The organism is Microvirga sp. 2TAF3 (assembly GCF_052114965.1).
Taxonomy (GTDB): Bacteria; Pseudomonadota; Alphaproteobacteria; order Rhizobiales; family Beijerinckiaceae; genus Microvirga.
On record NZ_JBFRFT010000009.1, the window covers coordinates 76097 to 101577 of the forward strand.

Consider the following 25481-nt stretch of genomic DNA (forward strand, 5'->3'; position numbering starts at 1 on the left):
CTTCGATTTTGAACAGCGGGCCTTATTACATTTTTGAGACGGCTAAGCTATTGCCGAACGCGAACTCAAAGAGAGGACGGCGATGGAACAGGTGACGGCCTTGCAATATGTCCTTGTCGCCGTATGCGCCTTGCTGGCGGGGACACTCGGCGGGATTACCGGCTATGGAACCGGGCTGTTGATGCCCCTCGTCCTTGCTCCCATCGTCGGCGCGGATGCCGTCGTTCCCATTATCGGCGTTTCGGCTTTGCTGACCAATGGCAGCCGCGTCGTCGCGTTTCGGGATGAGATCGACTACCGCCGCGCCCTGGTGATCGGCTGCATGGCGCTACCGACCTGCCTTCTCGGAGCCTATGGGTACACGTTTCTCTCCGGCTCCGAAGCCGCCATCCTGATCGGGACCTTCCTCATCGTGATGGTTCCCGTTCGAATGACATTGAAGCGCCTGCACACCCGGTTGTCCGGGGGCGGCCTGGCGGCGGCGGGAGCCGGATATGGCCTTCTGGTCGGCGGGACGGCCGGATCGGGCGTCGTACTTCTCTCGATCCTGATGGCCTCCGGCCTGAATGGACGGGCCGTGGTCGCAACGGACGCCATCATCTCCATGGTGCTTGGGGTCGTGAAGACGGGGGCCTTCCAGGTTTTCGGCGCCCTGCCCCTCTCTTCATGGGTCATGGCGATACTGGTCGGCCTTTCCGCCACGCCAGGGGCCTTCATCGCCAAGCGCCTGACGGAAACGCTGCCGATCCATATCCATAACGCCATTCTCGACGCTGCCATCGTCTGCGGCAGCGTCATCCTCATTGCGCAGGCCCTGCGCTGATCGAGAGCCTGTTTCGCGAACAGACTCTATCTTTCCGGGAAGGCGCATTTTCTGCCGCAAAACCGGCATCCATTTTTGCGGAAAATGCTCTACCCACCGATGTTGTAGGCGGCGAGGGCCGCCATATTGACGATATCCGCATCCGTCGCGCCCAGCGACACGATCTGGACCGGCCGGTCGAGGCCGACGACCATGGGGCCGAGCACCATCGCGCCGCCGAGTTCCTGCAGCATCTTGGTCGAGATCGAGGCGGAGTGGAACGCGGGCATGACCAGCACGTTGGCAGGTCCCGTCAGGCGGCAGAACGGATATTGCACCATCACCTCGCGGTTGAGGGCCACATCGGCCGACATCTCGCCGTCATATTCGAAATCGAGGCGCATCCCGTCGAGAATGCGCACAGCCTCCTGGATCTTCTCGGCCCGTTCGGCCCGCGGATGGCCGAAGGTCGAGAAGGACAGAAGCGCAACGCGAGGCTCATAGCCGAGACGTCGCGCAACGCCCGCGGACTCGATCGCGATCTCCGCCAGTTCCTGTGCGGTGGGCATTTCATGAATGGCAGTATCCGCCACAAGGACCGTGTGGCCACGTGCCAGGCAGAGCGAAGTGCCGATGACGCGGTGGCCGGGCTTGGCGTCGATGACGCGGCGCACATCGGCGAGCGCAGTCGAGTAGTTGCGCGTCGCGCCGGTCACCATGGCATCCGCGTCGCCGAGCGCCACCATGGACGCGGCGAAGTGGTTGCGGTCCTGATTGATCAGGCGCTGGCAATCGCGGAACAGGAAACCCTTGCGTTGCAGGCGCTCATACAGGAATTGCGCATAGGTGCTGTTGCGGTGCGACAGCCGTGCATTGTGGATCTCGATGCCCTCACGGCCTTCGAGATCGATACCGGCCAAATTCGCCGTCTCGTGGACGCGGTCCTCGCGTCCGACGAGAATCGCCTTGCCAAGGCCCTGATTGACGAAGGAGAGCGCGGCGCGGATCACCTGCTCCTCCTCGCCTTCCGCGAAGACGACCCGCTTCGGGAACCGGCGCACGCGCTCGAAGATGCGGTTCAGCGTTCCCGCCACAGGATCGCGCCGGGCGGAAAGCTGCGCCTTGTAGGCGCGCATGTCGACGATGGGGCGACGGGCGACGCCGGTATCCATCGCGGCCTGCGCCACAGCCTGCGGGATCGTGTGGATCAGACGCGGATCGAATGGCACGGGAATGATGTATTCACGCCCGAAGCGCGGGCGCGCGCCCTGATAGGCGGCGGCCACCTCGTCCGGTACGTCCTCCCGAGCAAGATCCGCCAGCGCCTGGGCCGCCGCGATCTTCATCTCCATGTTGATCGTGGTCGCCTGAACGTCGAGCGCGCCGCGGAAGATGTAAGGGAAACCCAGGACGTTGTTGACCTGGTTCGGATAGTCGGAACGGCCCGTGGCGATGATGACATCGTCGCGGATGCGGGCGACCTCCTCCGGCGTGATCTCCGGATCGGGATTGGCCATGGCGAAGATGATCGGATTGGGCGCCATGGAACGGATCATGTCATCCGTGAAAGCGCCTTTGGCCGAGAGGCCGAACACCGCATCGGCCCCGTCGAACGCCTCCGCCAGGGTCCGAGCCTTGGTTTCGGCCGCGTGGGCCGATTTCCACTGGTTCATGCCCTCGGTGCGCCCGCGATAGACCACGCCCTTCGTATCGCACAGAACGACGTTGTTGGGCGCAAAGCCCATGGCCTTGAGCAATTCCGTGCAGGCGATGCCTGCGGCGCCCGCCCCGTTCACCACGAGCTTCGTCTTGGCCATGTCACGGCCAGTCAGATGCAGGGCGTTGATAAGGCCTGCCGCCGCGATGATGGCGGTGCCGTGCTGGTCGTCATGGAAGACGGGAATGTCCATGAGTTCCCGCAGCCGCTCCTCGATGATGAAGCATTCCGGGGCCTTGATGTCCTCGAGATTGATGCCGCCGAAGGAGGGCCCGAGATAACGCACGCAATTGATGAAATTGTCCGGATCTTCCGTGTCGACCTCGAGATCGATGGAATCCACGTCCGCGAAGCGCTTGAAGAGGACCGACTTGCCCTCCATCACCGGCTTCGAGGCCAGAGCGCCAAGATTGCCGAGGCCGAGAATGGCGGTGCCGTTCGAGATCACCGCCACCATATTCGCGCGGGTGGTATAGTCGAAGGCCAGCGACGGGTTCTCCGCAATGGCCTTCACCGGCACGGCGACGCCCGGCGAATAGGCCAACGACAGATCCCGCTGGGTCGCCATGGGCTTGGTGGGGACGATCTCCAGCTTGCCCGGCCGCCCCTGAGCGTGAAACTGAAGCGCCTCCTGGTCCGTGAAGGTCGGGCGGCTGCGGCGCGTTGAGGGCTGATCGGTCATTGTGTTGTCATATGTCTTTATGATGGGACGTTTCCGAAGAAGCCTAAGACCTTAAGGCATGGACACCTCCTCCCTCAAGACTTGTCCACATCCTCTCGCCGGACCCTATGACACGGGTGAAAGGTGAAGCGGGTTTTGCTAGTAAGGGCCTGATGTCATCCCAAGCCCAGTACCAATCCCCCGAGAGCGCCGAGCCGGACATGCCTGCCGCATCGAAATCCGCGCAGGACAGCCGCGTCACGCCCATGATGGCGCAGTATATCGAGATCAAGGCGGCCAATCCGGACAGCCTTCTGTTCTACCGGATGGGGGATTTCTACGAGCTTTTCTTCGAGGATGCTGAGATCGCGAGCCGGTCCCTCGGCATCGTTTTGACAAAGCGTGGCAAGCACCAGGGGCAGGATATCCCTATGTGCGGCGTGCCCGTGGACCGGGCCGACGACTACCTGCAGCGCCTGATCGGCCTGGGCCACCGGGTGGCCGTCTGCGAACAGACCGAGGATCCGGCGGAGGCGAAGAAAAGGGGTGCCAAATCGGTCGTGCGCCGCGATGTGGTGCGGCTCGTCACGCCCGGCACGATCACGGAGGACCGCCTTCTCGATCCGGGCCGCGCCAACTTCTTCCTCGCCATCGCAAGGCGCCGGGTCTCGGATACGGAATGGTGCTACGGCCTCGCCGCGGTGGACATTTCCACAGGACATTTCGTCTTGAGCGAGACGGACGGCTCCGGTCTCGCCGCCGAGATCGCCCGTTTCGAGCCGCGCGAGATCCTGGTGCCGGACGTCATCCATGACGATTCGGAGCTGTCGGCCTTCTGGCGAGAGACGAAGGCCGCCATCACGCCGCTGTCGCGCGAAGGGCTCGACCCGGCCTCTGCGGAGCGGCGGCTGAAAGATTATTTCGGCGTCGCCACGCTCGATGCCTTCGGCTCCTTCAGCCGTGCCGAGATCACCGCGGCGGGCAGTGCCCTGTTCTATATCGAGAAGACGCAGATCGGCAGCCGCCCGGTCCTCAACCCGCCCTCCCGCGAGAATGTGGGGGCCGCGCTCGCGATCGATGCGGCGACCCGGGCCAATCTCGAGCTCACACGGACGCTCTCAGGCGAGCGCGCGGGAAGTCTGCTCGCGACCATCGACTGCACGGTGACGCCCGGCGGTGCGCGACTTTTAGGGGAACGGCTTGCCGGCCCCCTCACCCATCCGGACATGATCCGCGACCGGCAGGATGCGGTGGCTGCTCTGGTCGAGAACGCAGACCTGCGCGAGCGCCTCCGGCGCATCCTCAAGCGCTCTCCGGATCTCGCCCGGGCCTTGTCCCGGCTGGGCCTCGGGCGCGGCGGACCGCGGGATCTGGCCTGCGTCCGAGACGGCCTCTTTGCCGCGCGGGACCTCGGCCTCGAGCTCGCCATCGCGCCCAATTTGCCGAGAGAATTGTCCGACGCAGCGCACAGGCTTCAATCCCTGCGCACGGAGATTGCCGACAAGCTCGCGGCGGCTCTGGCCGACGAATTGCCCCTGCTCAAGCGCGACGGCGGGTTCGTCCGGGCAAGCTATGACCAGAATCTCGACGAGCTTCGGGAACTGCAACAGGATTCCCGCCGCTTCATCGCGGCGCTACAGGCGCGCTATGCGACCGAGACCGGCTGCCGGACCCTGCGCGTGAAGCATAACCACATGATCGGCTACTTCGTGGAAGTGCCGCAGAATGTGGGCGAGGACCTGCTGAAAGAGCCTTGGAAGGAGACCTTCGTCCACCGCCAGACCATGGCGGGCGCCATGCGTTTTTCCACGGTCGAACTCGGCGAACTGGAATCCAAGATCGCCTCCGCCTCCGACCGCGCGCTGCGGATCGAACTTGGGCTCTTCGAGGCGATGGCGCAGGAACTGGTCGATCTGTCGGCGGAAATCGCCTCCGCGGCAGAGGCTATCGCGGTGGTGGACGTGACGGCGGCACTCGCAGAACTTGCGGTGCGGCTCGATTGGACAAGGCCCCTGATCGATACGAGCCTCGCCTTCCGCATCAAGGGCGGGCGCCATCCGGTCGTCGAGGCTGCCCTCAAGCGCGAGGGCGAAGCCTTCATCGCCAACAATTCCGACCTGTCGGGCAAGGATGCCGGCCACATCCTCCTGATCACCGGCCCGAACATGGGTGGTAAATCCACCTATCTGCGCCAGAACGCCCTCATCGTCGTATTGGCGCAAATGGGCTCTTTCGTGCCCGCGAAGGAGGCTCATATCGGCATTGTCGATCGCCTCTTCTCCAGGGTCGGCGCTGCCGACGATCTGGCGCGGGGACGCTCGACCTTCATGGTCGAGATGGTCGAGACGGCCGCGATTCTCAATCAGGCCACCGCGCGCTCCCTCGTCATCCTCGACGAGATCGGGCGTGGCACCGCCACCTTCGATGGCTTGTCCATCGCCTGGGCCGCCATCGAGCATTTGCATGAGGCCAACCGCTGCCGCGCACTTTTCGCCACACATTTCCATGAGCTGACGGCCCTCGCCGAAAGACTGCCGCGCATCGCCAATGCGACTCTGAAAGTGACGGAATGGCATGGCGAGGTCGTGTTCCTGCACGAGGTCGTGCCCGGTGCGGCAGACAGGTCCTACGGGTTGCAGGTGGCGCGTCTTGCAGGTCTGCCTCTTGCCGTGGTCGACCGGGCGAAAACGATCCTGAGCGAGCTCGAACGCTCCGACAGGGAAAGCCCGAAGCGCGCGCTGGTGGATGATCTTCCGCTCTTTGCCGTTCCGGTCCGCGCCGAACCCGTCGCGAAGGCTATGCCCGATCTCTTGCGGGCGGCCCTCGAAGCCATCGATCCCGACCAGATGACGCCCCGTGAGGCTTTGGATGCGCTCTATCGCCTGAAGACGCATCTTTAGGCGACGCCGCCGGGCCAAGTCAGGATGCCGACGAACTGTCCTCACGGCTCGCCCTTCCGAAAGGGACGAACGTCATTGTCCGGGACCGCTCGGAATCGCAGCCCTGTTCCGCCAGAACATACGCCAGGGCTTCCCTGACGCCCCGTTCGGTATAGGGCTTCGAGATGACGCCGCGGGCGCCCGCGAAATCCTCCGGAATACGCTTGGCATTCGCGGTCATGAACAGCACGGTCACGTCGAGCTGGGAGGCAAGGTGGCGTGCCACATCGACACCCGTCGGCCCGTCGGCGAGATGGATGTCGACGAAAGCAAGGTCGGGCTTGAGATCCTGGCCCAGATCGAGCGCCTCCCCTGATGAGGCGGCAACACCGACCACGTCATGCCCCATATCCTGCAACAGGCTTTCCAATTCCAACGCGATCAAAATTTCATCTTCGACAATGAGGATGCGCAATGACTTATCGACGCTCAAAATTGCGTCTCCTCTGCGTCCATGGGCATGACGATGACAGCACGCGTGCCCGGCTCCTTATCGATCCAAACCAACTGACCTCTCGACTGTCTGACAAGTATATCGATCAAGGTCTTTCCGAAGCTTCCCTCGGGAGCGGGAGAATGGTGGAGGCCGACGCCATCGTCCTCGACGGTAATCTGCAATCCGTTCTCGATCTTCCCGATCTGGATCGTCAATATTCCTTTCCGCCCATCGGGAAACGCGTGCTTGACCGCATTGCCGATCAGCTCGTTCAAGAGCAGCGCAAGCGACGCGGCCCTCGCCGCCGGCACGCCGACGGGCGCGATCTTGAGGTCGAGCTCGACCTGGCCCGGCGGCAGAGACGCGACCAGTTCCGACACCAGCTCGATGGTGAAATCGCTCAGATCGAAGCGGCTGACATCCCCTGCCGAATAGAGCAACCGATGAACGGTCGAAAGGGCGCTGATACGCTCCGACAACTCGCCGAGCACGCGTCGTGCTTCCTGGTTCTGGATGCGCCGCGCCTTCAAAAGAACGATGGACGAGATCACCTGGAGGCTGTTCTTGACCCGGTGATCGACCTCATGAAGCAGTGACGTCTTCTGATCGAGAGCGGATTGAAGATCCTTCGTCCGACGCTCGACCTCCTCCTCCAGGTTATGCTTCGTCCTGTTCAGCTCGGCCTCGGCCTGCTTCTTCGCACTGACATCCTGTTGCGATGCGAGGAAGTAACGAAGACCACCATCGTCGTCCTCGACAGGGCTGATGACGAGAGAATTCCAGAACGAAGAACCATCCTTCCTGTAGTTGAGGATTTCCGTCTCGATGCCGTTCCCGACTTGGAGGGCGGCATCGATCGCACCGGCGGTCGCTTGATCGGTATCGGCGCCGTGGAGAAAGCGGCAATTGCGACCCAGCGTTTCCTCCCGGGAATAACCCGTCAGGCGGCTGAAGGCGTCGTTGACGAAGACGATAGGATTTCCCTGCCGATGAGGATCGATCATCAGCATCGCCGTCCGGCTCGACTGAAAGGCTGCCCGGAACGGAATGTCGAGTTCGACCCCACTTTTAGGCTTGCTTTCAAGTGCATGGGGCATCGCCGGCATGGTCGTCTCTGAAAAAACGCAACTTGAAGCCTCGAGAGACTCTCATGACTCCTCGCCGTGGCGAGATGGAACAGCCCCCCTCCATGACGTGATGTCCTCCAGCCCGATGGTTCTTGTTCGGATGGGCCCTAAGGCGGCCCCGAGCCCTTGATACGATCCGACCCAACGCCCGAAGGGGATCAGGGTTCCTGAACGCTATCGTCGCTGTGACAAAGCGCTCTCATCCGGATATGTAACTCTATCGCATTATCGCACCCTAAGCTAAGCTTGGGCTTTGCCGGAGATCGAGTCTTATGGTTATGCGCGTTTCCACTGTCGCCTTCGAAGGAATCGAAGCGCGTACGGTCGATGTGCAGGTCCAGATCACGCCCGGAAACGTTGCATTCATGGTCGTCGGCCTTCCGGACAAGGCGGTGGCCGAATCCCGCGAGCGGGTTCGCTCGGCCCTGATCGCCTCGGGCCTCGCGCTGCCTGCCAAGCGCATCACGGTCAATCTCGCTCCGGCCGATCTTCCCAAAGAGGGTAGCCACTATGACCTCCCCATCGCGCTCGGCGTCATGGCGGCGATAGGAGCCATCCCGCCCGATGCCCTCAACGGTTTCACCGTCCTCGGAGAGCTGGCGCTGGATGGCTCGATCACATCGGTCGCCGGCGTTCTGCCCGCCGCCATCGCAGCCTATGAACGCCGGCACGGCCTGATCTGCCCCGCTTCCTGCGGGTCGGAAGCTGCCTGGGCAAGCAGCGACATCGACATTCTGGCGCCGGGCTCGCTGATCCAGCTCGCCAATCATTTCAAGGGCAGCCAGGTCATGACGCGGCCGGAACCCGCCATCATGCCCGCCTCCGGCCCTTTGCCGGACCTCAAGGACATCAAGGGACAGGAAAGCGCCAAGCGCACTCTCGAGATTGCCGCAGCCGGGGCCCACAATCTCTTGATGTGCGGCCCGCCCGGGGCCGGAAAATCCATGCTGGCCCAGCGCCTGCCCTCGATTCTGCCGCCGCTCGCGCCGCGTGAATTGCTGGAACTCTCGATGATCCAGTCAGTGGCCGGGCTTCTGGCTGATGGAGCCCTGTCGAACCGCCGCCCTTTCAGGGCGCCTCACCATTCGGCCTCCATGGCGGCCCTCGTGGGCGGAGGTTTGAACGCCCGGCCCGGCGAGGCTTCGCTGGCGCATCACGGCGTTCTTTTTCTCGACGAATTGCCGGAATTCCAGCCCCAGGTGCTCGACTCCCTGAGGCAGCCCCTGGAAGCCGGGGAGATCCTGATCGCCCGGGCCAACCATCGCGTCACCTATCCGGCCCGGTTCCAGCTCGTCGCCGCGATGAATCCCTGTCGGTGCGGACAGGCGACGGAGCCCGGCTATGTCTGCCGGCGTCAGCCCAACGAGCGCTGCATCGCCCAGTATCAGGCGAGATTGTCGGGCCCGCTCCTCGACCGCATCGATCTCGTCATCGATGTGCCCGCGGTGACCGCAACCGACCTGATCCTGCCTCCTCCCGCGGAGGGATCGGCGGAGGCCGCAGCCCGGGTTACCCAAGCGCGGGACAGGCAAACCAGACGCTATGCCGCCCTCAAGCTTGACGGCATCACCACCAATGCCGCCTGCCCGCCTTCCGTTCTCGACGACATCGCGCAGCCGGATTCGGACGGGGCCGCGCTGATTCGCGATGCGGCAAACACCATGCGTCTCTCGGCGCGTGGCTTCCATCGGGTCCTGAAGGTGGCCCGCACTCTCGCCGATCTGGACGGAGAGGAGCGCGTCCGCCGCATTCATTTAGCCGAGGCGCTCTCCTACAGAGCCTATGCGGACAGGCGCCCGACGGCGGCATTGGCCTGATGAATGTTGGGAATTGAGGCTTGGGGAAATATGACAGAATTATTTCTGAAGACTTGATAAGTCTCTCTTCTCCCGTGATCTTCCTTGTCACAAAACCGTTCGAAATGAGCTTTATGTCACAACGCAAGTCGGCCGGCCCCGCTTCCGGCCCAATACGTGGAATGCGACCGAACGAGGTTTCGATGATGCCTTCATCCGTGAACGAAACGGCTTCGTCCCGTTTCGCTCCTCCGGTGCCTGTCACTCCTCCGCCAGGTCTTCTTTCGAAAGGTGTGACGAAATTCCTTCCCAACCTGACGAGGATCGTGCGCGATCACGGCAGCCTCGATCCGGTCCTGGGCCGCATCGGTTCGCTCGAGGTGCGCCTCGCCACGACCACCAAGGAAATCCGCCAGGCGCAGAAGCTGCGCTTCAAGGTCTTCTACGAGGAGATGTCGGCGGCCCCGGATGGCGTCTCCCTGCTTTCGCGCCGGGACGTAGACGATTACGACGCCCTCTGCGACCACCTCCTCGTTCTCGACCATAACGTGAAGGCCAAGCCCTTTCGGGTGGCAAAGCCAAAAGTGGTCGGCACCTATCGCTTGCTGCGCCAGGAGGTGGCGGATCGTCATTCCGGCTTCTATACCGCCAGCGAATACGACATCGCTCCCTTGATCAAGGCCCATCCGGGCCTGCGCTTCCTTGAGCTTGGCCGCTCCTGCGTGCTCAAGCCCTTTCGCAACAAGCGCACCGTCGAGTTGTTGTGGCACGGAATCTGGACCTATGTGCTCCATCACCGCATCGACGTCATGATCGGCTGCGCCAGCCTTGAGGGCACCGATCCCCATGCGCTCGCCCTGCCCTTGAGCTTCCTGCACCATTACGCGGCAGCACCGCCCGAATGGCAGGCCAGCGCCCTGCCCGGGCGCTTCACCGCCATGGATATCCTGCCCAAGGAGGCGGTGGACCCCAAAGCGGCGCTCCATGCCCTGCCGCCGATGATCAAGGGGTATCTGCGCCTGGGCGCCAGCTTCGGCCAAGGCGCGGTGATCGACCATCAATTCGGCACGACGGACGTCCTCGTCGTCCTGCCGGTTTCGGCCATCAGCCCGCGCTATATCGACCATTTCGGCCAATCTGCGAACCGTCACTCCGCCTGATCGTATTCCCCGGCGGCGTGGAGGGCTTTCAAGCCCTCCCGATAGGTCGGATAAAGCAGGCGGACACCCAGTTCCTGCTTGATAAGGCGATTCGCGACCCGCTTGTTTTCGGAATAAAAGCTGCGGCCCATGGGGCTCAGATCCGCCGCTTCGAAAGCGATTTCCGGAGGGGGCGCGATGCCGGCGAGGGCTGCCGCATAAGTGGTCACGTCCTGGGGCGCAGCCGGCTCGTCGTCGGCCACGTTGTAGATCCCGCCGGGCCGGGGACGTTGCAGGGAAGCGGCCAGCACGGCGGCAATATCCTCCACATGGATCCGGTTGAACACCTGACCCGGCTTGACGATGCGCTGGGCCGTGCAGCGGGCGAGGCTCACCAGCGCATTCCGTCTCGGGCCATAGATGCCGGTGAGGCGGAAGACCTGGACGGCTTTGCCGGTCGTCCGGCCCAGTTCCAGCCACGCCCGCTCGGCAGCGAGGCGCAGCTCCGAGTGACGGCTTTGCGGGGCTGGCGGCGTCGTCTCGTCGATCCAGGCCCCGCCGCGATCGCCATAGATTCCCGTCGTCGACAGATAGCCGATCCAGGCGAGGTTCGGGGCCGATGCGACGAGGCTGCCGAAACGCGCGAGAGACGGATCCCCCTCCTCGGACGGCGGTGCGGAGACCAGCACAGCATCCGCCCGGTGGATCTCCTCGGCCAGGACCGGCATCTCCGACCCGTCGAGGGAGTGGGCCGCGATCCCTTCATCGGCGAGGCGCTCGGCCTTGTCCGGGTGGCGGACCGTTCCCGCAACCCTTGACCATGCGATCCCGCCCCGGATGAAGGCCTGCGCCGTATAGCCGAGCCCGAAGACGAAGAGCCTCATGCCGCAATCTCGGGGGACGATAATGCCCGACCCCATTCCGCACGCACATTTTCATCCTGTTCTCTCTCCCGCCGCCCGGCAGCATGACGGCGAACCTCATCGGCAGGGAGCAAACGCGACACGGCCCACACCGCCATGGCGCGGACGAGGGACGAGGCATCGTCGAGCAGGCGCACGGCTTCCTCTGCCAACCTCGCCTCCCCGGAATTACCGATGGCGATCAGGACGTTGCGGATGAAGCGGTCGCGGCCGGTGCGTTTGATCGGCGTGCCAGCGAACCGCGTGCGGAAGGCGGGATCGTCGAGCCGGGCGAGCTCCGCCAGGGGCAGCGCCGCGAGATCGTCCCGCTGGACCAACCGCGCTTCCTTCGCTTGCTGCGCGAACTTGTTCCAGGGGCAGACCGCAAGGCAATCGTCGCAGCCGAAGATCCGGTTGCCGATGCCGGGGCGCAGGTCCTCGGGGATATGGCCCTTGTGCTCGATGGTGAGATAGGAAATGCAGCGGCGGGCATCGAGCTGATAGGGCGCCGGAAAGGCGTTGGTCGGGCAGATGTCGAGGCAGCGGCGGCAGGAGCCGCAATGGTCGTGCTCCGGCGCGTCGGCGGGCAGTTCCGCCGTGGTGAAGATCGCGCCGAGAAAGAGCCAGCTGCCGAACTCACGTGAGACGATAACGGTGTGCTTGCCCTGCCAGCCGAGCCCGGCGGCCTCGGCCAGGGGTTTCTCCATCACCGGCGCCGTATCGACGAAGACCTTCACGTCCGATCCGCCCCTGGCGGCCAGCACGCCCGCGGCTTCCTTCAGCTTGCCCTTGATAACGTCGTGGTAATCGCGGTTGCGGGCATAGACCGAGATCGATCCGCAATCCTTGTGGGCGAGAGCGGCCAGAGGATCGCCGGCAGGCCCGTAATTGAGGCCGAGCAGGACGACGCTGCGCACCTCCGGCCAGAGAGCCTGAGGATCAGAGCGGCGTTCCGCCGTCTCGGCCATCCACTCCATCGAGCCGTGATGGCCTGCGGCCAGCCAGGCCTTGAGGCGCTCGGGCGCGAGCGGGATCACATCGGGACCGGCAATCCGCACAGTCTCGAAGCCGAGCGCCTTCGCCCGAGTGACGAAGGCGCGCTTGAGCGCCTCGCCTTCTAGAAATCGAGGTTGTCGTAATGCTCGGACGGGGGCATGCCCGGCACCCGGTCCGCCAGGAGCGCGCGAAAGGACGGCCGGGACTTGATCCTGGCGTACCAATGCTTCGCTGTTTCGTCCTCGTCCCATGGCACGTCGCCGAGATAATCCACAATCGAGAGATGGGCCGCCGCCGCCAGATCCGCATAGGTCAACTGGTCGCCCGCGAGCCAATTCCGTGTCGCAATCAGATAGCCGATATATTTCAGATGGTATCGCACATTGGTCCGCGCCGCGCGAATCGCGCCCATATCCGGCGAGCCGCCGCCCAATTCCTGCGGCATGAAGCGCTTATAGATCTTTTCCGTGGCGAGATAGTCAGAGACCTCGGCGTGAAATTTAACCAGGAACCAGTCGAGAAGACGGCGGACCTCGACCTTCTGCACGGCTCCCTGGGGCAGGAACCTGCGGTCTCTCAAGCCCTCCCCCCGAGTATCGTCGAGATACTCCGCAATGACTCCTCCCCCCGGCACCGCAAGCCCGTCATCATCGACGAGGAGCGGCAGGTTGCCCGCCGGGTTGATTTCCAGGAGCGGGACGCGCCGCTCCCACGGTTTTTCCTCGACCATGTCCGGTTCGAGGCCCAATTCGGCCAGGATCAGGCGTACGAACCGCGAGTGCGGGCAAAAAGGATGGTAATGGAGGATGGCCATGAAAGTGTCTGATGCGAAACAGGCGGCGAGAATAAGGCCGGGCTTCGTTAAGGCTCGGTAAGGAATTTTGGTGAATCCATGTCTCCGACGCAGGAAAGAATTGCCCGAGGCGCAAGCCTTCCTTGACAGGCCCGGAGGCGCTCCTCCATCTGGCGCCGATTTTAGGATTTTCAACGATGTCGCAAATCATCGAGGCGCTTTTCTTGGGCCTCATCGAAGGCTTGACCGAATTCCTGCCGGTCTCCTCCACGGGCCATCTTCTACTGGTCGGCCATTTTCTCGGCTTCGAATCGACGGGCAAGACCTTTGAGGTCCTGATCCAGCTCGGCGCGATCCTCGCGATCCTCTCGGTCTATTTCAGCCGCCTCCTGGGCATCGCGAAGGCCTTGCCCTACGACCCGGATGCGCGCCGCTTCGTCATCGGAATCCTCCTCGCCTTCCTGCCCGCGGCTGTCATCGGCGCCGCTTTGCACGGCTTCATCAAGGATGTCCTCTTCAATCCCTGGATCGTCTGCATGACGCTGATCGCGGGCGGCTTCGTGCTTCTCATGATAGATGCCATGCCGCTCAGGCCGACCTACAAGGACGCCACCAAATTTCCCCTGCCGATGTATCTCAAGATCGGCTTCCTGCAGTGCCTCGCCATGGTGCCGGGCGTGTCGCGCTCGGGGGCGACCATCGTCGGCGCCATGGTGCTCGGCGCGGACAAGCGCGCGGCGGCGGAGTTCTCCTTCTACCTCGCCATGCCGACCATGGCGGGCGCCTTCGCCTACGATCTCCTCAAGAACTACAAGATTCTTTCCGCGAACGACGCCTCGCTCATCGTGGTCGGCTTCATCGCGGCCTTCGTGTCGGCGCTCCTCGTGGTGAAGACTTTCCTCGACTACATCTCGCGCCACGGCTTCGCCCCCTTCGCCTGGTGGCGGATCGTGGTCGGCGCGGCCGGACTTGCCGGGCTGATCGTCTTCGGTTGAGGCGAAAGGCCCTGTCGGCAGCCCCTACCCGGTGGTCTTGGCCGGGTAGCGGCAGAGATCGTTGATGAGGCAGCGCGGGCATTCCGGCACGCGCGCCTTGCAGACATAGCGCCCGTGCAGGATCAGCCAGTGATGGGCGTGGAGCTTGAACTCGTCCGGCACCAGCTTTTCCAGGGGAGCCTGCGTCTCCAGCGGCGTCTTCGTGTTGACGAGCGGGATGCGGTTGGAAACGCGGAAGATATGCGTATCGACGGCGATATGCGGAATGCGGAACGCGATGTTCATGACGACGCTCGCGGTCTTCTGCCCGACGCCGGGCAAGCTCACGAGGTCTTCCATCGTGCGCGGCACCGCGCCGCCGAAATCCTCCACGAGGCGCTTCGACATGGCGATGACGTTCTTCGCCTTGGTATTGAAATAGTTCAGCGTCTTGATGCGCTCGCGCACGCCCTCCTCGCCGAGCGCGAGCATCTTCCGGGGTGAGTCGGCGACGGCAAAGAGCTGCCGCGTCGCCTTGTTCACCCCCACATCGGTGGATTGCGCGGAGAGCAGCACCGCGACGAGCAGCGTATAAGGATTGACGTATTCGAGCTCGCCTTCCGGATGCGGATTGGCGGCCTCGAACCGGCGGAAGATCTCGGCCACCGTCGCCTTGTCGACGGGCTTCGGCTGGCGGACCGGCTTCGCGGATGGCGCGGCTGCTTTCGTCGCCTTGCGGCGGGATGACGGCTTCAGATCGGACATGGTTGCGTTATAATTCCGGGATGGTCAGCGGGAAAGCGACATTCGAGCATGGCGAGCGGTACGACCGGCCGGTCTTTTCGGCCGTGATCCGGCCGCACCGATCGCTCGGCCCGCAGGGTTTCAGGATCGTCATGATCCTCCTATGCGTCACTTCGATCATCGCAAGCCTGCCTTTCGTCGTGATGGGTTTCTGGCCCATCGCCGGCTTCTTCGGCCTCGACTTCCTCGGCCTCTATCTCGCCTTCCGCATCAATTACCGGCAGGGCCAGTCTTTCGAGATTCTGGAACTGACGCCAATCCGATTGCTGCTGCAGAAGGTCAGCCATCGCGGCGAGGTACAGGAGTGGCGGTTCAACCCCCTCTGGACCCGCCTCGACCGCGAGGTCGACGACGAATTCGGCCTGCAGGAACTGACCCTCACGTCCCGGGGCCAGCACGTGATCGTCGCCCGCGACCTCTCCCCGCCTGAACGGGAAAGCCTGGCCGACGCCTTCGGCCGGGCCTTGTCCGAGGTGAAGCGGGGTTATTGACCCGGGCATGGCGTTCTTCAGGCATCACGGAGCACGATGATGTGTCGGCCCGCGGACGGTAAGGCAAGCAAGGGATGATATCGCGGCCTCAACAGTTGGGGCTCGACAGGGAAATGCTGGGCTCGGTTCATCGAACGACCTCACGACAATGAATTTTTGGGAATGAAAGAGTTTCGCAAAAGGCATGGGGAAGCGGGCCCGGGGCTGAAAAAGCCCCAGGCCGGAGGTGGTCGAGGGTGGCGCGGTGTGCGGTCCGGCTCGATGATTGGTGATGAAAGCAAGAGCCGGAACGGCATCCCGCGCACGGTTTCTTTAGGCGGACAGGCGGCGCGAACTCCTCCAGGCTGCCCCAGGCGGGCACCGCATCTTGTAGCGGGCGGCCTGAAACCAACCGGAAGCCCGGGCACAGCCTGGGCCTCCCGCCGGCTGGGATTGCGTTTCCCCCAGCCGCGGGACCGTGCCCGACCCCACAGTCACGACGCCTCGCGAGCGCGCCCCTCGGTGGGTCGGGACGACAGGAGAGATAGCCAGGCTCAGGACGACTGTCAAGAACAAAATGAGAACATTCTTGTCGATGTCCATCCCCCTCCATTGCCGTCATTCCGGGACGCGCGGAGCGCGCGCCCGGAACCCATACCCGCTGACATACCCGGATAAGAAGCGACGGCTATCATTGCGCCTTTTCCTGAAGCCTCGGTGGCTATGGGTTCCGGGCCCGGCCCGATGGGCCGTCCCGGAATGACAGGGCGAGCCCGCCCCCAGAAAAAGATCGCCCCTCTCCGCGCCGCCACAGGAAACGGGTGTTTCCACTCTCCAAGGCGACTAAGATCAGGGGCAACAAGGATCACGCCCATGCTGGATACATTGCGCGATATCACCATCGAGCCGGCGGCCCTCGCGATCCCGGATGAGCCCCATTCGGATTACGAGCGCGTGCGCCGCATCATCGCCTTCATCTCCGAGCGCTGGCGCGAACAGCCATCGCTCGAGGCGATCGCGGAGCATGTGGGCCTTTCGACCACCCATGTGCACCATCTCTTCCGCCGCTGGGCCGGGCTGTCGCCGAAGGCCTTTCTCCAGGCGATCACCCTGGACAACGCCAAGGCGCTGCTGTCCTCCTCGGCCAGCGTCCTCGACACGACCTATGAGCTCGGCCTCTCCGGCCCCGCCCGCCTGCATGACTTGTTCGTGACCCACGAGGCCATGACGCCGGGAGACTACAAATCCGGCGCCGCCGGGCTCACCATGCGCTTCGGCTTTCACCCCTCCCCGTTCGGCGAGGCGGTTCTGATCGCGACGGAGCGGGGGCTCGCCGGCCTCGGATTCGTGGACGACAGCGACCGTCAGGCGGCGCTCGCCGACCTGAAACGGCGCTGGCCCAAGGCGGAGTATATCGAGGATCAGGCTGCCACCGCGCCCCTCGCCCGCCGGATCTTCAACCCGAGCCAGTGGCAGGCGGAGCAGCCTTTGAGGGTGGTGCTGATCGGCACCGATTTCGAGGTCCGGGTCTGGCAGACCCTACTGCGCATTCCGCGCGACCGGGCCACCACCTATTCCGACATCGCCCGCCATATCGGCAATCCCAAGGCCTGCCGGGCGGTCGGCGCGGCGGTGGGGAGAAATCCGGTTTCCTTCGTCGTGCCCTGCCACCGGGTGCTGGGCCGCTCCGGGGCGCTGACGGGCTATCATTGGGGCCTGACCCGCAAGCAGGCGATCCTCGGCTGGGAGGCGGGCGCCCTGGCGCACTGACAGGCGATCATCCCCATCCAGGCCACCCCGGCAGCCTTATTTTCTTTCCGGCGAGGCGCAGGCCTCGCCGGAAAATGCGCATTGGCAAAATAGCCCCTTTTCAGCCGTTTCCGCTCATGGCAGGAAAAAGCAGGGGCTGCCGCCGCGAGATTTGAGACGAACAAGGTCTCATCATCGACTTGCGGCGTTTCGTACCCCTTCTTATATCAGCGCCAGAGCAGGGAACGCTTTCTCGGAGGCGGGCCCCGCCGTATCGTCAACAACACAGCCATGGGCCGGGCCGCTTCGGGGCTCGGCGGTCTGCTTGAAAGTGAGGGATCCCGCCATGGGTAAGGTCATCGGTATCGACCTCGGCACCACCAATTCCTGCGTCGCCGTTATGGAAGGCACGACGCCCAAAGTCATCGAAAACGCGGAAGGCGCGCGGACGACCCCGTCCATCGTGGCCTTCACGGACGAAGGCGAGCGCCTCGTCGGCCAGCCGGCCAAGCGCCAGGCGGTCACGAACCCGGAGCGCACCTTCTTCGCTATCAAGCGCCTGATCGGGCGCACCTTCGACGACCCCATGACCAAGAAGGACATGGGCCTCGTCCCCTACCACATCATCAAGGGCCCGAACGGCGACGCATGGGTCGAAGCCGACGGCAAGCAATATTCGCCCTCCCAGATCTCCGCCTTCACGCTGCAGAAGATGAAGGAGACGGCGGAGGCGCATCTCGGCCAGCCGGTGACGCAGGCCGTCATCACGGTTCCGGCCTATTTCAACGACGCCCAGCGCCAGGCCACCAAGGACGCCGGCAAGATCGCCGGCCTCGACGTGCTGCGCATCATCAACGAGCCGACGGCGGCCGCCCTCGCCTACGGCCTCGACAAGAAGCAGCACGGCACCATCGCGGTCTACGACCTCGGCGGCGGCACCTTCGACGTGTCGATTCTCGAGATCGGCGACGGCGTGTTCGAGGTGAAGTCCACCAACGGCGATACCTTCCTGGGCGGTGAAGACTTCGACATGCGTCTCGTCGAATACCTCGCTGCCGAATTCAAGAAGGAGCAGGGCATCGACCTGACGAAGGACAAGCTCGCCCTTCAGCGTCTCAAGGAAGCCGCCGAGAAGGCCAAGATCGAGCTCTCCTCCGCGCAGCAGACCGAAATCAACCTGCCCTACATCACGGCGGATGCCTCCGGTCCCAAGCACCTCGCGCTGAAGCTCTCGCGCGCCAAGTTCGAGTCGCTCGTCGACGACCTGGTGCAGAAGACCGTCGAGCCCTGCCGCAAGGCGCTCAAAGATGCCGGCCTCTCCGCCGGCGAGATCGACGAGGTGGTTCTGGTCGGCGGCATGACCCGCATGCCCAAGATCCAGGAAGTCGTGAAGTCGTTCTTCGGCAAGGAGCCCCATAAGGGCGTGAACCCGGACGAAGTGGTTGCCATCGGCGCCGCGGTCCAGGCGGGCGTTCTCCAGGGCGATGTCAAGGACGTGCTGCTGCTCGACGTGACCCCGCTCTCGCTCGGCATCGAGACGCTGGGCGGCGTCTTCACCCGTCTGATCGATCGCAACACGACGATCCCGACCAAGAAGAGCCAGGTGTTCTCGACCGCGGAAGACAACCAGAACGCGGTGACGATCCGCGTCTTCCAGGGCGAACGCGAAATGGCGGCGGACAACAAGCTGCTCGGCCAGTTCGACCTGATGGGCATTCCGCCCGCGCCCCGCGGCATGCCGCAGATCGAGGTGACCTTCGACATCGACGCCAACGGCATCGTCAACGTCACTGCGAAGGACAAGGCGACGAGCAAGGAGCAGCAGATCCGCATCCAGGCCTCGGGCGGTCTGTCGGAAGCCGACATCGACAAGATGGTGAAGGACGCCGAGGCGCACGCCGCCGAGGACAAGAAGCGCCGCGAGCTGGTCGAAGCCAAGAACCAGGGCGAGAGCCTGGTCCACACGACCGAGAAGTCGCTGAAGGAATACGGCGACAAGGTCTCCGAGTCCGACAAGCAGGGCATCGAGACCGCTATCGACGCCTTGAAGCAGGCGCTCAACGGCGAGGATGCCGAGACCATCAAGGCCCGCACCACGGACTTGATGCAGGCCTCGATGAAGCTCGGAGAGGCCATGTATCAGGCCTCTCAAGGAGCTGCTGAAGGCGGCGAGCACGCCGGCGAAGAGAAGAAGAAGGACGATGTCATCGACGCGGACTTCCAGGAAGTCGACGAAGACGACAAAAAGAAACGGGCTTAATCCGAAACCAGCGACATCCCCGGGCTTGTCCCGGGGATGTCGTATGAAATAAAGGGCTCCGTTTTCTGATCGCGATGGCCGGGCCCTCAAAAACCCGGCCATGACAATGTCGGAGGCACAGGGGCGAAGGCAGAATGTCCAAGCGCGATTATTACGAAGTACTCGGCGTCTCACAGACCGTGACCGAGGTGGAGTTGAAATCCGCCTTCCGGAAACTGGCGATGAAATATCACCCGGACCGCAACCCGGGGGACCACGAGGCCGAGGTCAAGTTCAAGGAAATCAACGAGGCCTACCAGACCCTCTCCGATGGGCAGAAGCGTGCGGCCTATGACCGTTACGGCCATGCGGCCTTCGCCAATGGCGGCGCGGGCGGGCCCGGTTTCGGCAACGATTTCTCCGACTTCATGTCGGATATTTTCGAGAATTTCTTCGGCGACACGCGCGGCCGTGGGGGCCGAGGAACCGGCGGGCGCGAGCGCGGCGCCGACATGCGCTACAACCTGGAAATCTCCCTCGACGAGGCGTTCCACGGCAAGACCGCCGAGATCAAGATTCCGACCTCCATCACCTGCGAGGTCTGCTCCGGCAGCGGCGCGAAGGCAGGCTCGAAGCCTAAGCCCTGCCCCACCTGCGGCGGCGCGGGCCGCGTGCGCGCCACGCAGGGCTTTTTCTCCATCGAGCGCACCTGCCCCAATTGCCACGGGCGCGGCGAGGTCATCGACGATCCGTGCACCCATTGCGGCGGCGCGGGCCGCGTCACCCGCGAGCGCACGCTCTCGGTCAACATCCCGGCCGGCGTCGAGGACGGCACCCGCATCCGCCTTGCGGGCGAAGGCGAGGCCGGCCTGCGCGGCGGACCGGCGGGCGATCTCTACATCTTCCTGTCGCTCAAGGCGCACCCATTCTACCAGCGCGACGGGGCGGACCTGTTCTGCCGCGTCCCGATTTCCATGGTGGCGGCGGCCCTCGGCGGCGAGTTCAGCGTGCCGACCTTGAGCGGCATCGACGCCCAGGTGAAGGTCCCGGAGGGCACTCAGTCCGGAAAGCAGTTCCGCCTGAAGGGCAAGGGCATGCCGGTGCTGCGCTCGCGGGACCTGGGCGACCTTTACATCCAAGTAGTTGTGGAAACTCCGCAGAAACTCACCAAGCGCCAGCGCGAGCTTCTGACGGAGTTCGATCAGGAGTGCTCCAAGGAAAATCACCCGGAGAGTTCTGGCTTTTTCTCCCGCGTGCGCGAGTTCTTCGACGGATTGAGTGGATCCACTTAACTTGACGGTCGTTTTCCTTGAGTTCTAAAGAACCAGACTGATCCGCGGTTCAAAGGGTCTACCCAGTGCTCCAGTCGTCCCAACGGCCTACGCCTCGCAAACTGCCCCTCGGCAAGGACCGCTTTGAGGATGAAGCCCGGTTTCTGCGATCCTGGCTCGAACGCCCGCTCGTCATCGGCGCGGTCACGCCGTCCGGCAAGGCGCTGGCGCGGACCATGGCGTCCTATGTTGACCCGCGCATTCCCGGCCCGGTGATCGAACTCGGCCCCGGCACCGGCCCGGTGACGGACGCCCTCATCCGGCGCGGCGTGGCTCAGGACCGGCTGGTCCTGATCGAATACAGCCCCGATTTCTGCCAGCTCCTGAAGCGCCGCTTCCCAAAGGCGACGATCATCCAGGGCGATGCCTACGACCTTCAGGAAACCCTGTCCGGCATCCTGCAGGAGCCGGCGGCCGCGACCGTGTCGAGCCTGCCCCTGTTCACGAAGCCGATGGACCAGCGCCTGGATCTTTTGGAGACCGCGCAGGGGGTGATGCACGCGGAAGCGCCCTTCATCCAGTTCACCTATGCCGTCGTGCCGCCGATCCCGGCGCGCTCGCAGGCCTACAGAACCCGCGCCTCCAACCGGATCTGGCGCAATCTCCCCCCGGCCCGCGTCTGGGTCTACAATAAGGTCACGAATCCATGATGAGCGCCGCCATGTCCCTTCCCACGGATTCCACGATGGCGGGGGACATTCGCGACAGACTCATCATCGGCCTCGATGTTCCCTCCATCGACGAGGCGCGCGCGCTCGTCGACCGCATCGGGGATGCGGGGACCTTCTACAAGGTCGGCTATCAGCTCGCCTATGCGGGCGGCTTCACCTTCGCCAGAGAGTTGATCTCGGAAGGCAAGAAGGTTTTCCTCGACCTCAAGCTTCACGATATCGGCAACACGGTGGAAGAGGGCGTGCATTCGGTGGCCCGCCTCGGGGTGACGCTTCTCACGGTTCACGCCTATCCCCAGACCATGCGCGCGGCCGTGGCCGGAAAGGCCGGGTCGGACCTGAAGATCCTCGCCGTGACCGTTCTGACCTCCTACGACGACCAGGATCTCGTCGAGGCCGGCTATGCGCCCGTTCCGGCGGCGGATCTCGTCGCGAAGCGCGCCGCCCAGGCCCGCGACATCGGCATCGACGGCATCGTCTGCGCGGCCCCCGAAGCGGCGCGCGTGCGCGCCATCATCGGCCCCGACCGGCTCATCGTCACCCCCGGCATCCGCCCAGCGGGCTCCGAAGCAGGGGACCAGAAGCGCGTCGTCACTCCGGGGGATGCCATTCGATCCGGCGCCACCCATCTCGTCGTCGCCCGCCCGATCGTGAAAGCCACCGATCCCCGCGCGGCAGCGCAAGCGATCATCAGTGAGATGGCCGCCGCTCTCCAAGCTTGACGGCGCGGCCGCACTGGCGTTTTCGTGCCGCATCGTCATTGAAGGAGCGCTCCATGCCCAAGGCCTATGTCATTGCCCGCGTCACCGTCACGAACCCCGAGGCCTATGCTGAGTACGCAAAGGGCGCGACGGAGGCGATCCGCCAATACAATGGCCGGCCCCTCGTGCGCGGCGGTGCCTACGAGGCTCTCGAAGGCGATGCGCGCCCGCGTAACGTGGTGATCGAGTTCGAGTCGATGGATCAGGCCCGGCGCTACTACAACTCGCCCGAATACCAGGCCGCCAAGGCCAAGCGCGATGGCGCCTGCATCGCCGAATTCGTCCTCGTCGAAGGAGCCGAATGATGGCCAAGGGTTACTGGATCGGGCGCGTCGACGTGACGAACCCCGACGCTTATCAGAACTACGTCAGGGCCAACGGCCCCGCCTTCGCGAAGTTCGGCGCGCGCTTCCTGGTGCGCGGCGGCGCGTTCAAGGCCGTCGAGGGCGAGGCGCGCGCCCGCAACGTGGTGATCGAATTCCCCTCCTACGAGGCGGCTTTGGCCTGCTGGGATTCGCCCGAATACAAGGCGGCCAAGGCCGAGCGGGACGGACATGCGGTGGCGGATATCCTCGTCATCGAGGGCTATGACGGGCCGCAGCCGGGGTAGTGCGCCAGTACCGGTATCAGTGAGGAAAAGCATGGACGAGATCGAATTCGAGGAGCCTCAGGTCGAGACTTGTCCATGCTGCGGCACGACGACGACGCGGCTTGTCCGATACGTCACTCGTGATGGTGATGCTTTTGCGGTGTATCTTGCCGCCTTCACTTCTGGAACCGGGCATGATCCTTCGAAGACAGTTCCCGACTATGTCAGCGTCCTTGTTGGCCTGGGGCGTTGGGGACGAGAATGCTACCCCTGAGCAACGGACAGCGTTTGCCTTTTGCCTCTGGGTCAACGAGGAGGGTCACAATGTGCGCATCGTCGATCCAGAAGACACACGTTGGGAAACAGATTATCTAGGGAAAATCCTCTCCTGGGAGGAAGCCTTGAAACATCCTTGGCTGCGCGAAGTATTCGACTTGAGCGACCGTATGGTCCGCTGCGACAAGCCCATAAACGAATTTTTGACCTCAAGGAGACAGGCCTTGGGTCTCCCTTGAGGCTCGCTTCGCCGGTCAAGCTTCTCAGCGATGGCGGAAGCCATTATACGCTGACCCGGAAAGCAGGAGAGCGGGCATGAGCGAGATGCGACTCGTCGTGGTGGGTGCGGCCGGACGCATGGGGCGCATGCTGATCAAAGCCGTCGCGGAAGCGGAAGGCTGCCGCCTTGTCGGCGCCATCGCCAAGCCGGGTTCCGAGGCGATCGGGCACGATGCTGGTCTCATCGCCGGGACGGGCCTGCTCGAAGTCGACGTAACGGACGATCCCCTCCCCGTCTTCGCGCAGGCCGACGGCGTGCTCGATTTCACCACGCCTGCCGCGACCGTGGGCTTCGCGGCGCTCGCGGCCCAGGCCCGCATCGTCCACGTGATCGGCACGACCGGATTGCAGGAGCCCGATTTCACGAAGCTGGAGGCGGCGGCACGGCATGCGCGCATCATCCAGTCCGGCAACATGTCGCTCGGCGTGAACCTGCTCGCCGGCCTCGTACGCAAGGCGGCGGCGGCATTGGGCGAGGATTTCGACATCGAGATCATGGAGATGCATCACCGCATGAAGGTGGATGCTCCCTCCGGCACGGCGCTTCTTCTCGGCGAGGCGGCGGCACAGGGCCGTCGGATCTCCCTGAAGGACCATTCGGTCCGCAGCCGCGACGGGCATACCGGCGCGCGGAAAGCGGGCGATATCGGTTTCGCGGCGCTGCGCGGCGGCACCGTCGTCGGCGAGCATAACGTGATCTTCGCAGGTCCGGGCGAGCGCCTGGAACTGGCGCACCGGGCCGAGGACCGGGGCATCTTCGCCCGCGGCGCGGTGAAGGCGGCGCTCTGGGGCTTCGACAAGAAACCCGGTTATTATACCATGGCCGACGTGCTGGGATTGGGCTGAGTTCCTCCCCGCAAGGGGGATTATGGAGGTTGAGACATGAGCCGCCTTCTCGTCCTTGCCCGCCATGGTCAGAGCGACTGGAACCTCAAGAACCTGTTCACCGGCTGGAAGGATCCGGGCCTCACGGAACTCGGCATCGAGGAAGCGCGCGAAGCGGGCCGGCGATTGAAGGCGCTCGGCATTCAGTTCGACATCGCCTTCACCTCCGACCTGTCGCGGGCCCAGCATACCTGCGAGCTGATCCTGGAAGAGATCGGCCAGCCGGACCTCAAGACCATCAAGGACCAGGCCCTGAACGAGCGCGATTACGGCGACCTGTCCGGCCTCAACAAGGACGACGCCCGCGCCAGATGGGGCGAGGAGCAGGTGCATCTGTGGCGCCGCTCCTATGACGTGCAGCCTCCCGGCGGCGAGAGCCTGAAGGATACAGTGGCCCGCACGCTGCCCTATTACGTGACCGAGATCCTGCCTCACGTGATGCGCGGCGAGCACGTGCTGGTGGCGGCCCACGGCAATTCGCTGCGCGCCCTCGTCATGGTGCTAGACCGGCTGAATGCCGAGACGATTCCCTCCATGGAACTCGCGACAGGCGTGCCGATCCTCTATGAGTTGAAGGCAGACTCTACGGTCGCCAGCAAGAAGGTATTGGACGCATGATCGACATTCGCATTCTCGACGCGGAGGGCGCCCGGCGCGAGCGCATCCGGCTGGCCGAAACGCTCGCCGATTGCGTGGCGGGCGGCGCGTCGGTGAGCTTCATGTCGCCCTTCTCCGTCGAGGATGCCCATGACTGGTGGGGCGGCGTGATCGACAGCGTCGGGGCAGACAAGACGATCCTCTTCGGCGGCTATGCCGACGGCGTGCTTTCGGGCACCGTACAGATCGGGCTCGACGTCCCCCCTAACCAGCCTCACCGGGGCGACGTGAAGAAGCTTCTCGTCCACCGCCGGGCGCGGAACCGCGGCCTCGCGAACGGCCTGATGACGGCCCTGGAGAACGAAGCGCAAAGGCGCGGCCTGACCCTCCTCACCCTGGATACGGTCACCGGCTCCAATGCCGAGCGGCTCTATGCGAAGCGCGGCTGGACCAAGTCGGGGATCATCCCCAATTACGCCCTGTGGCCCGATGGCGGCTTGTGCGACACGACCATTTTCTGGAAGGCGTTGGGTAACGCTGCTTAGGTT

At 64.1% G+C, this 25481-nt stretch carries 25 protein-coding genes; 18 read left to right on the forward strand and 7 right to left on the reverse strand.

Features of this window, described 5'->3' with window-relative positions; all coding sequences use genetic code 11:
* Positions 1–82 precede the first annotated feature (82 nt).
* On the forward strand, positions 83–823 hold the full coding sequence (locus tag AB4Y97_RS11130; protein WP_441999115.1) for a TSUP family transporter: 741 nt from the start codon (positions 83–85) through the stop codon (positions 821–823).
* 89 nt (positions 824–912) lie between these two features.
* On the opposite strand, the gene AB4Y97_RS11135 is transcribed toward AB4Y97_RS11130, so the two are convergent.
* Positions 913–3201 (reverse strand): NADP-dependent malic enzyme, encoded by a 2289-nt coding sequence (locus AB4Y97_RS11135; RefSeq protein ID WP_441999116.1) that lies wholly within the window; start codon positions 3199–3201, stop codon positions 913–915.
* A 152-nt stretch (positions 3202–3353) separates the two neighbouring features.
* On the opposite strand from AB4Y97_RS11135, the gene mutS reads away from it, so the two are divergent.
* Entirely contained in the window at positions 3354–6080 is a 2727-nt protein-coding gene (gene mutS, locus AB4Y97_RS11140; RefSeq protein ID WP_441999117.1) for a DNA mismatch repair protein MutS, read from the forward strand.
* Between the two features lie 19 nt (positions 6081–6099).
* On the opposite strand, the gene AB4Y97_RS11145 is transcribed toward mutS, so the two are convergent.
* Positions 6100–6552, reverse strand: a complete 453-nt coding sequence (locus AB4Y97_RS11145; protein ID WP_441999118.1) for a response regulator — start codon at positions 6550–6552, stop codon at positions 6100–6102.
* Entirely contained in the window at positions 6549–7661 is a 1113-nt protein-coding gene (locus AB4Y97_RS11150; RefSeq protein ID WP_441999119.1) for a PAS domain S-box protein, read from the reverse strand. Before AB4Y97_RS11150 ends, AB4Y97_RS11145 begins: the two co-directional genes overlap by 4 nt.
* A gap of 293 nt (positions 7662–7954) precedes the next feature.
* Here AB4Y97_RS11150 and AB4Y97_RS11155 point away from each other — a divergent pair, with 293 nt between their 5' ends.
* Together AB4Y97_RS11155 and AB4Y97_RS11160 are read left to right on the forward strand one after the other, a co-directional pair.
* Complete coding sequence (locus tag AB4Y97_RS11155) at positions 7955–9499, forward strand: YifB family Mg chelatase-like AAA ATPase (RefSeq protein WP_441999120.1); 1545 nt, start codon at positions 7955–7957, stop codon at positions 9497–9499.
* 182 nt (positions 9500–9681) lie between these two features.
* Entirely contained in the window at positions 9682–10638 is a 957-nt protein-coding gene (locus tag AB4Y97_RS11160; RefSeq protein ID WP_441999121.1) for a GNAT family N-acetyltransferase, read from the forward strand.
* On the opposite strand, the gene AB4Y97_RS11165 is transcribed toward AB4Y97_RS11160, so the two are convergent.
* Genes AB4Y97_RS11165 through AB4Y97_RS11175 form a run of 3 tightly spaced genes read right to left on the reverse strand, consistent with a single transcriptional unit; the run spans position 10626 to position 13329 of the window.
* Positions 10626–11501, reverse strand: coding sequence for an SDR family oxidoreductase (locus AB4Y97_RS11165; RefSeq protein ID WP_441999122.1), 876 nt, complete (start codon positions 11499–11501; stop codon positions 10626–10628). The genes AB4Y97_RS11160 and AB4Y97_RS11165 overlap by 13 nt on opposite strands.
* On the reverse strand, positions 11498–12739 hold the full coding sequence (gene queG, locus AB4Y97_RS11170; protein WP_441999200.1) for a tRNA epoxyqueuosine(34) reductase QueG: 1242 nt from the start codon (positions 12737–12739) through the stop codon (positions 11498–11500). Before queG ends, AB4Y97_RS11165 begins: the two co-directional genes overlap by 4 nt.
* Entirely contained in the window at positions 12637–13329 is a 693-nt protein-coding gene (locus AB4Y97_RS11175) for a glutathione S-transferase family protein (RefSeq protein WP_441999123.1), read from the reverse strand. Before AB4Y97_RS11175 ends, queG begins: the two co-directional genes overlap by 103 nt.
* A gap of 176 nt (positions 13330–13505) precedes the next feature.
* Between AB4Y97_RS11175 and AB4Y97_RS11180 the strand changes: the two genes are divergently transcribed.
* Entirely contained in the window at positions 13506–14303 is a 798-nt protein-coding gene (locus tag AB4Y97_RS11180; RefSeq protein ID WP_441999124.1) for an undecaprenyl-diphosphate phosphatase, read from the forward strand.
* Positions 14304–14327: 24 nt separating this feature from the next.
* Here the strand turns inward: AB4Y97_RS11180 and nth are convergent, their stop codons facing one another.
* Positions 14328–15047, reverse strand: a complete 720-nt coding sequence (gene nth / locus AB4Y97_RS11185; RefSeq protein ID WP_441999125.1) for an endonuclease III — start codon at positions 15045–15047, stop codon at positions 14328–14330.
* Positions 15048–15067: 20 nt separating this feature from the next.
* Between nth and AB4Y97_RS11190 the strand changes: the two genes are divergently transcribed.
* From AB4Y97_RS11190 to AB4Y97_RS11250, 13 genes are all read left to right on the forward strand, one after another.
* A complete protein-coding gene (locus tag AB4Y97_RS11190) occupies positions 15068–15577 on the forward strand; it encodes a DUF2244 domain-containing protein (RefSeq protein WP_441999126.1) in 510 nt (169 codons plus the stop codon).
* A gap of 852 nt (positions 15578–16429) precedes the next feature.
* A complete protein-coding gene (locus AB4Y97_RS11195; RefSeq protein ID WP_441999127.1) occupies positions 16430–17326 on the forward strand; it encodes a methylated-DNA--[protein]-cysteine S-methyltransferase in 897 nt (298 codons plus the stop codon).
* 325 nt (positions 17327–17651) lie between these two features.
* A complete protein-coding gene (dnaK, locus tag AB4Y97_RS11200) occupies positions 17652–19565 on the forward strand; it encodes a molecular chaperone DnaK (protein WP_441999128.1) in 1914 nt (637 codons plus the stop codon).
* Positions 19566–19699: 134 nt separating this feature from the next.
* Complete coding sequence (gene dnaJ / locus AB4Y97_RS11205; protein WP_441999129.1) at positions 19700–20836, forward strand: molecular chaperone DnaJ; 1137 nt, start codon at positions 19700–19702, stop codon at positions 20834–20836.
* A gap of 65 nt (positions 20837–20901) precedes the next feature.
* Positions 20902–21525 (forward strand): class I SAM-dependent methyltransferase, encoded by a 624-nt coding sequence (locus tag AB4Y97_RS11210; protein WP_441999130.1) that lies wholly within the window; start codon positions 20902–20904, stop codon positions 21523–21525.
* A gap of 35 nt (positions 21526–21560) precedes the next feature.
* Positions 21561–22268 carry an orotidine-5'-phosphate decarboxylase gene (gene pyrF / locus AB4Y97_RS11215; protein ID WP_441999201.1) on the forward strand — a complete coding sequence of 236 codons (708 nt, stop codon included), beginning with the start codon at positions 21561–21563 and terminating at the stop codon, positions 22266–22268.
* A 53-nt stretch (positions 22269–22321) separates the two neighbouring features.
* The gene (locus tag AB4Y97_RS11220) at positions 22322–22612 is read left to right on the forward strand and encodes a DUF1330 domain-containing protein (protein WP_441999131.1); all 291 of its coding nucleotides are present in this window, start codon (positions 22322–22324) and stop codon (positions 22610–22612) included.
* Entirely contained in the window at positions 22612–22917 is a 306-nt protein-coding gene (locus AB4Y97_RS11225; RefSeq protein ID WP_441999202.1) for a DUF1330 domain-containing protein, read from the forward strand. The genes AB4Y97_RS11220 and AB4Y97_RS11225 overlap by 1 nt, the downstream gene beginning before the upstream one ends.
* A gap of 31 nt (positions 22918–22948) precedes the next feature.
* Positions 22949–23170: a hypothetical protein gene (locus AB4Y97_RS11230; RefSeq protein ID WP_441999132.1), complete on the forward strand. Its 222-nt coding sequence runs from the start codon at positions 22949–22951 to the stop codon at positions 23168–23170.
* Between the two features lie 52 nt (positions 23171–23222).
* Complete coding sequence (locus AB4Y97_RS11235) at positions 23223–23411, forward strand: hypothetical protein (protein ID WP_441999133.1); 189 nt, start codon at positions 23223–23225, stop codon at positions 23409–23411.
* 85 nt (positions 23412–23496) lie between these two features.
* Positions 23497–24297, forward strand: a complete 801-nt coding sequence (gene dapB / locus AB4Y97_RS11240; protein ID WP_441999203.1) for a 4-hydroxy-tetrahydrodipicolinate reductase — start codon at positions 23497–23499, stop codon at positions 24295–24297.
* A 36-nt stretch (positions 24298–24333) separates the two neighbouring features.
* A complete protein-coding gene (locus tag AB4Y97_RS11245) occupies positions 24334–24954 on the forward strand; it encodes a 2,3-bisphosphoglycerate-dependent phosphoglycerate mutase (protein ID WP_441999134.1) in 621 nt (206 codons plus the stop codon).
* Complete coding sequence (locus tag AB4Y97_RS11250; protein WP_441999135.1) at positions 24951–25478, forward strand: GNAT family N-acetyltransferase; 528 nt, start codon at positions 24951–24953, stop codon at positions 25476–25478. Before AB4Y97_RS11245 ends, AB4Y97_RS11250 begins: the two co-directional genes overlap by 4 nt.
* The last annotated feature ends 3 nt before the right edge of the window (positions 25479–25481 follow it).

Excerpts from the sequence above, each read along its gene's own strand:
- AB4Y97_RS11180 (WP_441999124.1), top strand. The coding sequence starts at position 13,506 with ATGTCGCAAATCATCGAGGCGCTTTTCTTGGGCCTCATCGAAGGCTTG.
- AB4Y97_RS11160 (WP_441999121.1), top strand. The coding sequence starts at position 9,682 with ATGATGCCTTCATCCGTGAACGAAACGGCTTCGTCCCGTTTCGCTCCT.
- AB4Y97_RS11225 (WP_441999202.1), top strand. The coding sequence starts at position 22,612 with ATGGCCAAGGGTTACTGGATCGGGCGCGTCGACGTGACGAACCCCGAC.
- AB4Y97_RS11230 (WP_441999132.1), top strand. The coding sequence starts at position 22,949 with ATGGACGAGATCGAATTCGAGGAGCCTCAGGTCGAGACTTGTCCATGC.
- AB4Y97_RS11165 (WP_441999122.1), bottom strand. The coding sequence starts at position 11,501 with ATGAGGCTCTTCGTCTTCGGGCTCGGCTATACGGCGCAGGCCTTCATC.
- AB4Y97_RS11250 (WP_441999135.1), top strand. The coding sequence starts at position 24,951 with ATGATCGACATTCGCATTCTCGACGCGGAGGGCGCCCGGCGCGAGCGC.
- dnaJ (WP_441999129.1), top strand. The coding sequence starts at position 19,700 with ATGTCCAAGCGCGATTATTACGAAGTACTCGGCGTCTCACAGACCGTG.
- dnaK (WP_441999128.1), top strand. The coding sequence starts at position 17,652 with ATGGGTAAGGTCATCGGTATCGACCTCGGCACCACCAATTCCTGCGTC.
- nth (WP_441999125.1), bottom strand. The coding sequence starts at position 15,047 with ATGTCCGATCTGAAGCCGTCATCCCGCCGCAAGGCGACGAAAGCAGCC.
- AB4Y97_RS11220 (WP_441999131.1), top strand. The coding sequence starts at position 22,322 with ATGCCCAAGGCCTATGTCATTGCCCGCGTCACCGTCACGAACCCCGAG.
- AB4Y97_RS11155 (WP_441999120.1), top strand. The coding sequence starts at position 7,955 with ATGGTTATGCGCGTTTCCACTGTCGCCTTCGAAGGAATCGAAGCGCGT.
- AB4Y97_RS11175 (WP_441999123.1), bottom strand. The coding sequence starts at position 13,329 with ATGGCCATCCTCCATTACCATCCTTTTTGCCCGCACTCGCGGTTCGTA.
- AB4Y97_RS11135 (WP_441999116.1), bottom strand. The coding sequence starts at position 3,201 with ATGACCGATCAGCCCTCAACGCGCCGCAGCCGCCCGACCTTCACGGAC.
- pyrF (WP_441999201.1), top strand. The coding sequence starts at position 21,561 with ATGGCGGGGGACATTCGCGACAGACTCATCATCGGCCTCGATGTTCCC.
- AB4Y97_RS11245 (WP_441999134.1), top strand. The coding sequence starts at position 24,334 with ATGAGCCGCCTTCTCGTCCTTGCCCGCCATGGTCAGAGCGACTGGAAC.
- AB4Y97_RS11130 (WP_441999115.1), top strand. The coding sequence starts at position 83 with ATGGAACAGGTGACGGCCTTGCAATATGTCCTTGTCGCCGTATGCGCC.
- mutS (WP_441999117.1), top strand. The coding sequence starts at position 3,354 with ATGTCATCCCAAGCCCAGTACCAATCCCCCGAGAGCGCCGAGCCGGAC.
- AB4Y97_RS11195 (WP_441999127.1), top strand. The coding sequence starts at position 16,430 with ATGCTGGATACATTGCGCGATATCACCATCGAGCCGGCGGCCCTCGCG.
- AB4Y97_RS11190 (WP_441999126.1), top strand. The coding sequence starts at position 15,068 with ATGGTCAGCGGGAAAGCGACATTCGAGCATGGCGAGCGGTACGACCGG.
- AB4Y97_RS11150 (WP_441999119.1), bottom strand. The coding sequence starts at position 7,661 with ATGCCGGCGATGCCCCATGCACTTGAAAGCAAGCCTAAAAGTGGGGTC.
- dapB (WP_441999203.1), top strand. The coding sequence starts at position 23,497 with ATGCGACTCGTCGTGGTGGGTGCGGCCGGACGCATGGGGCGCATGCTG.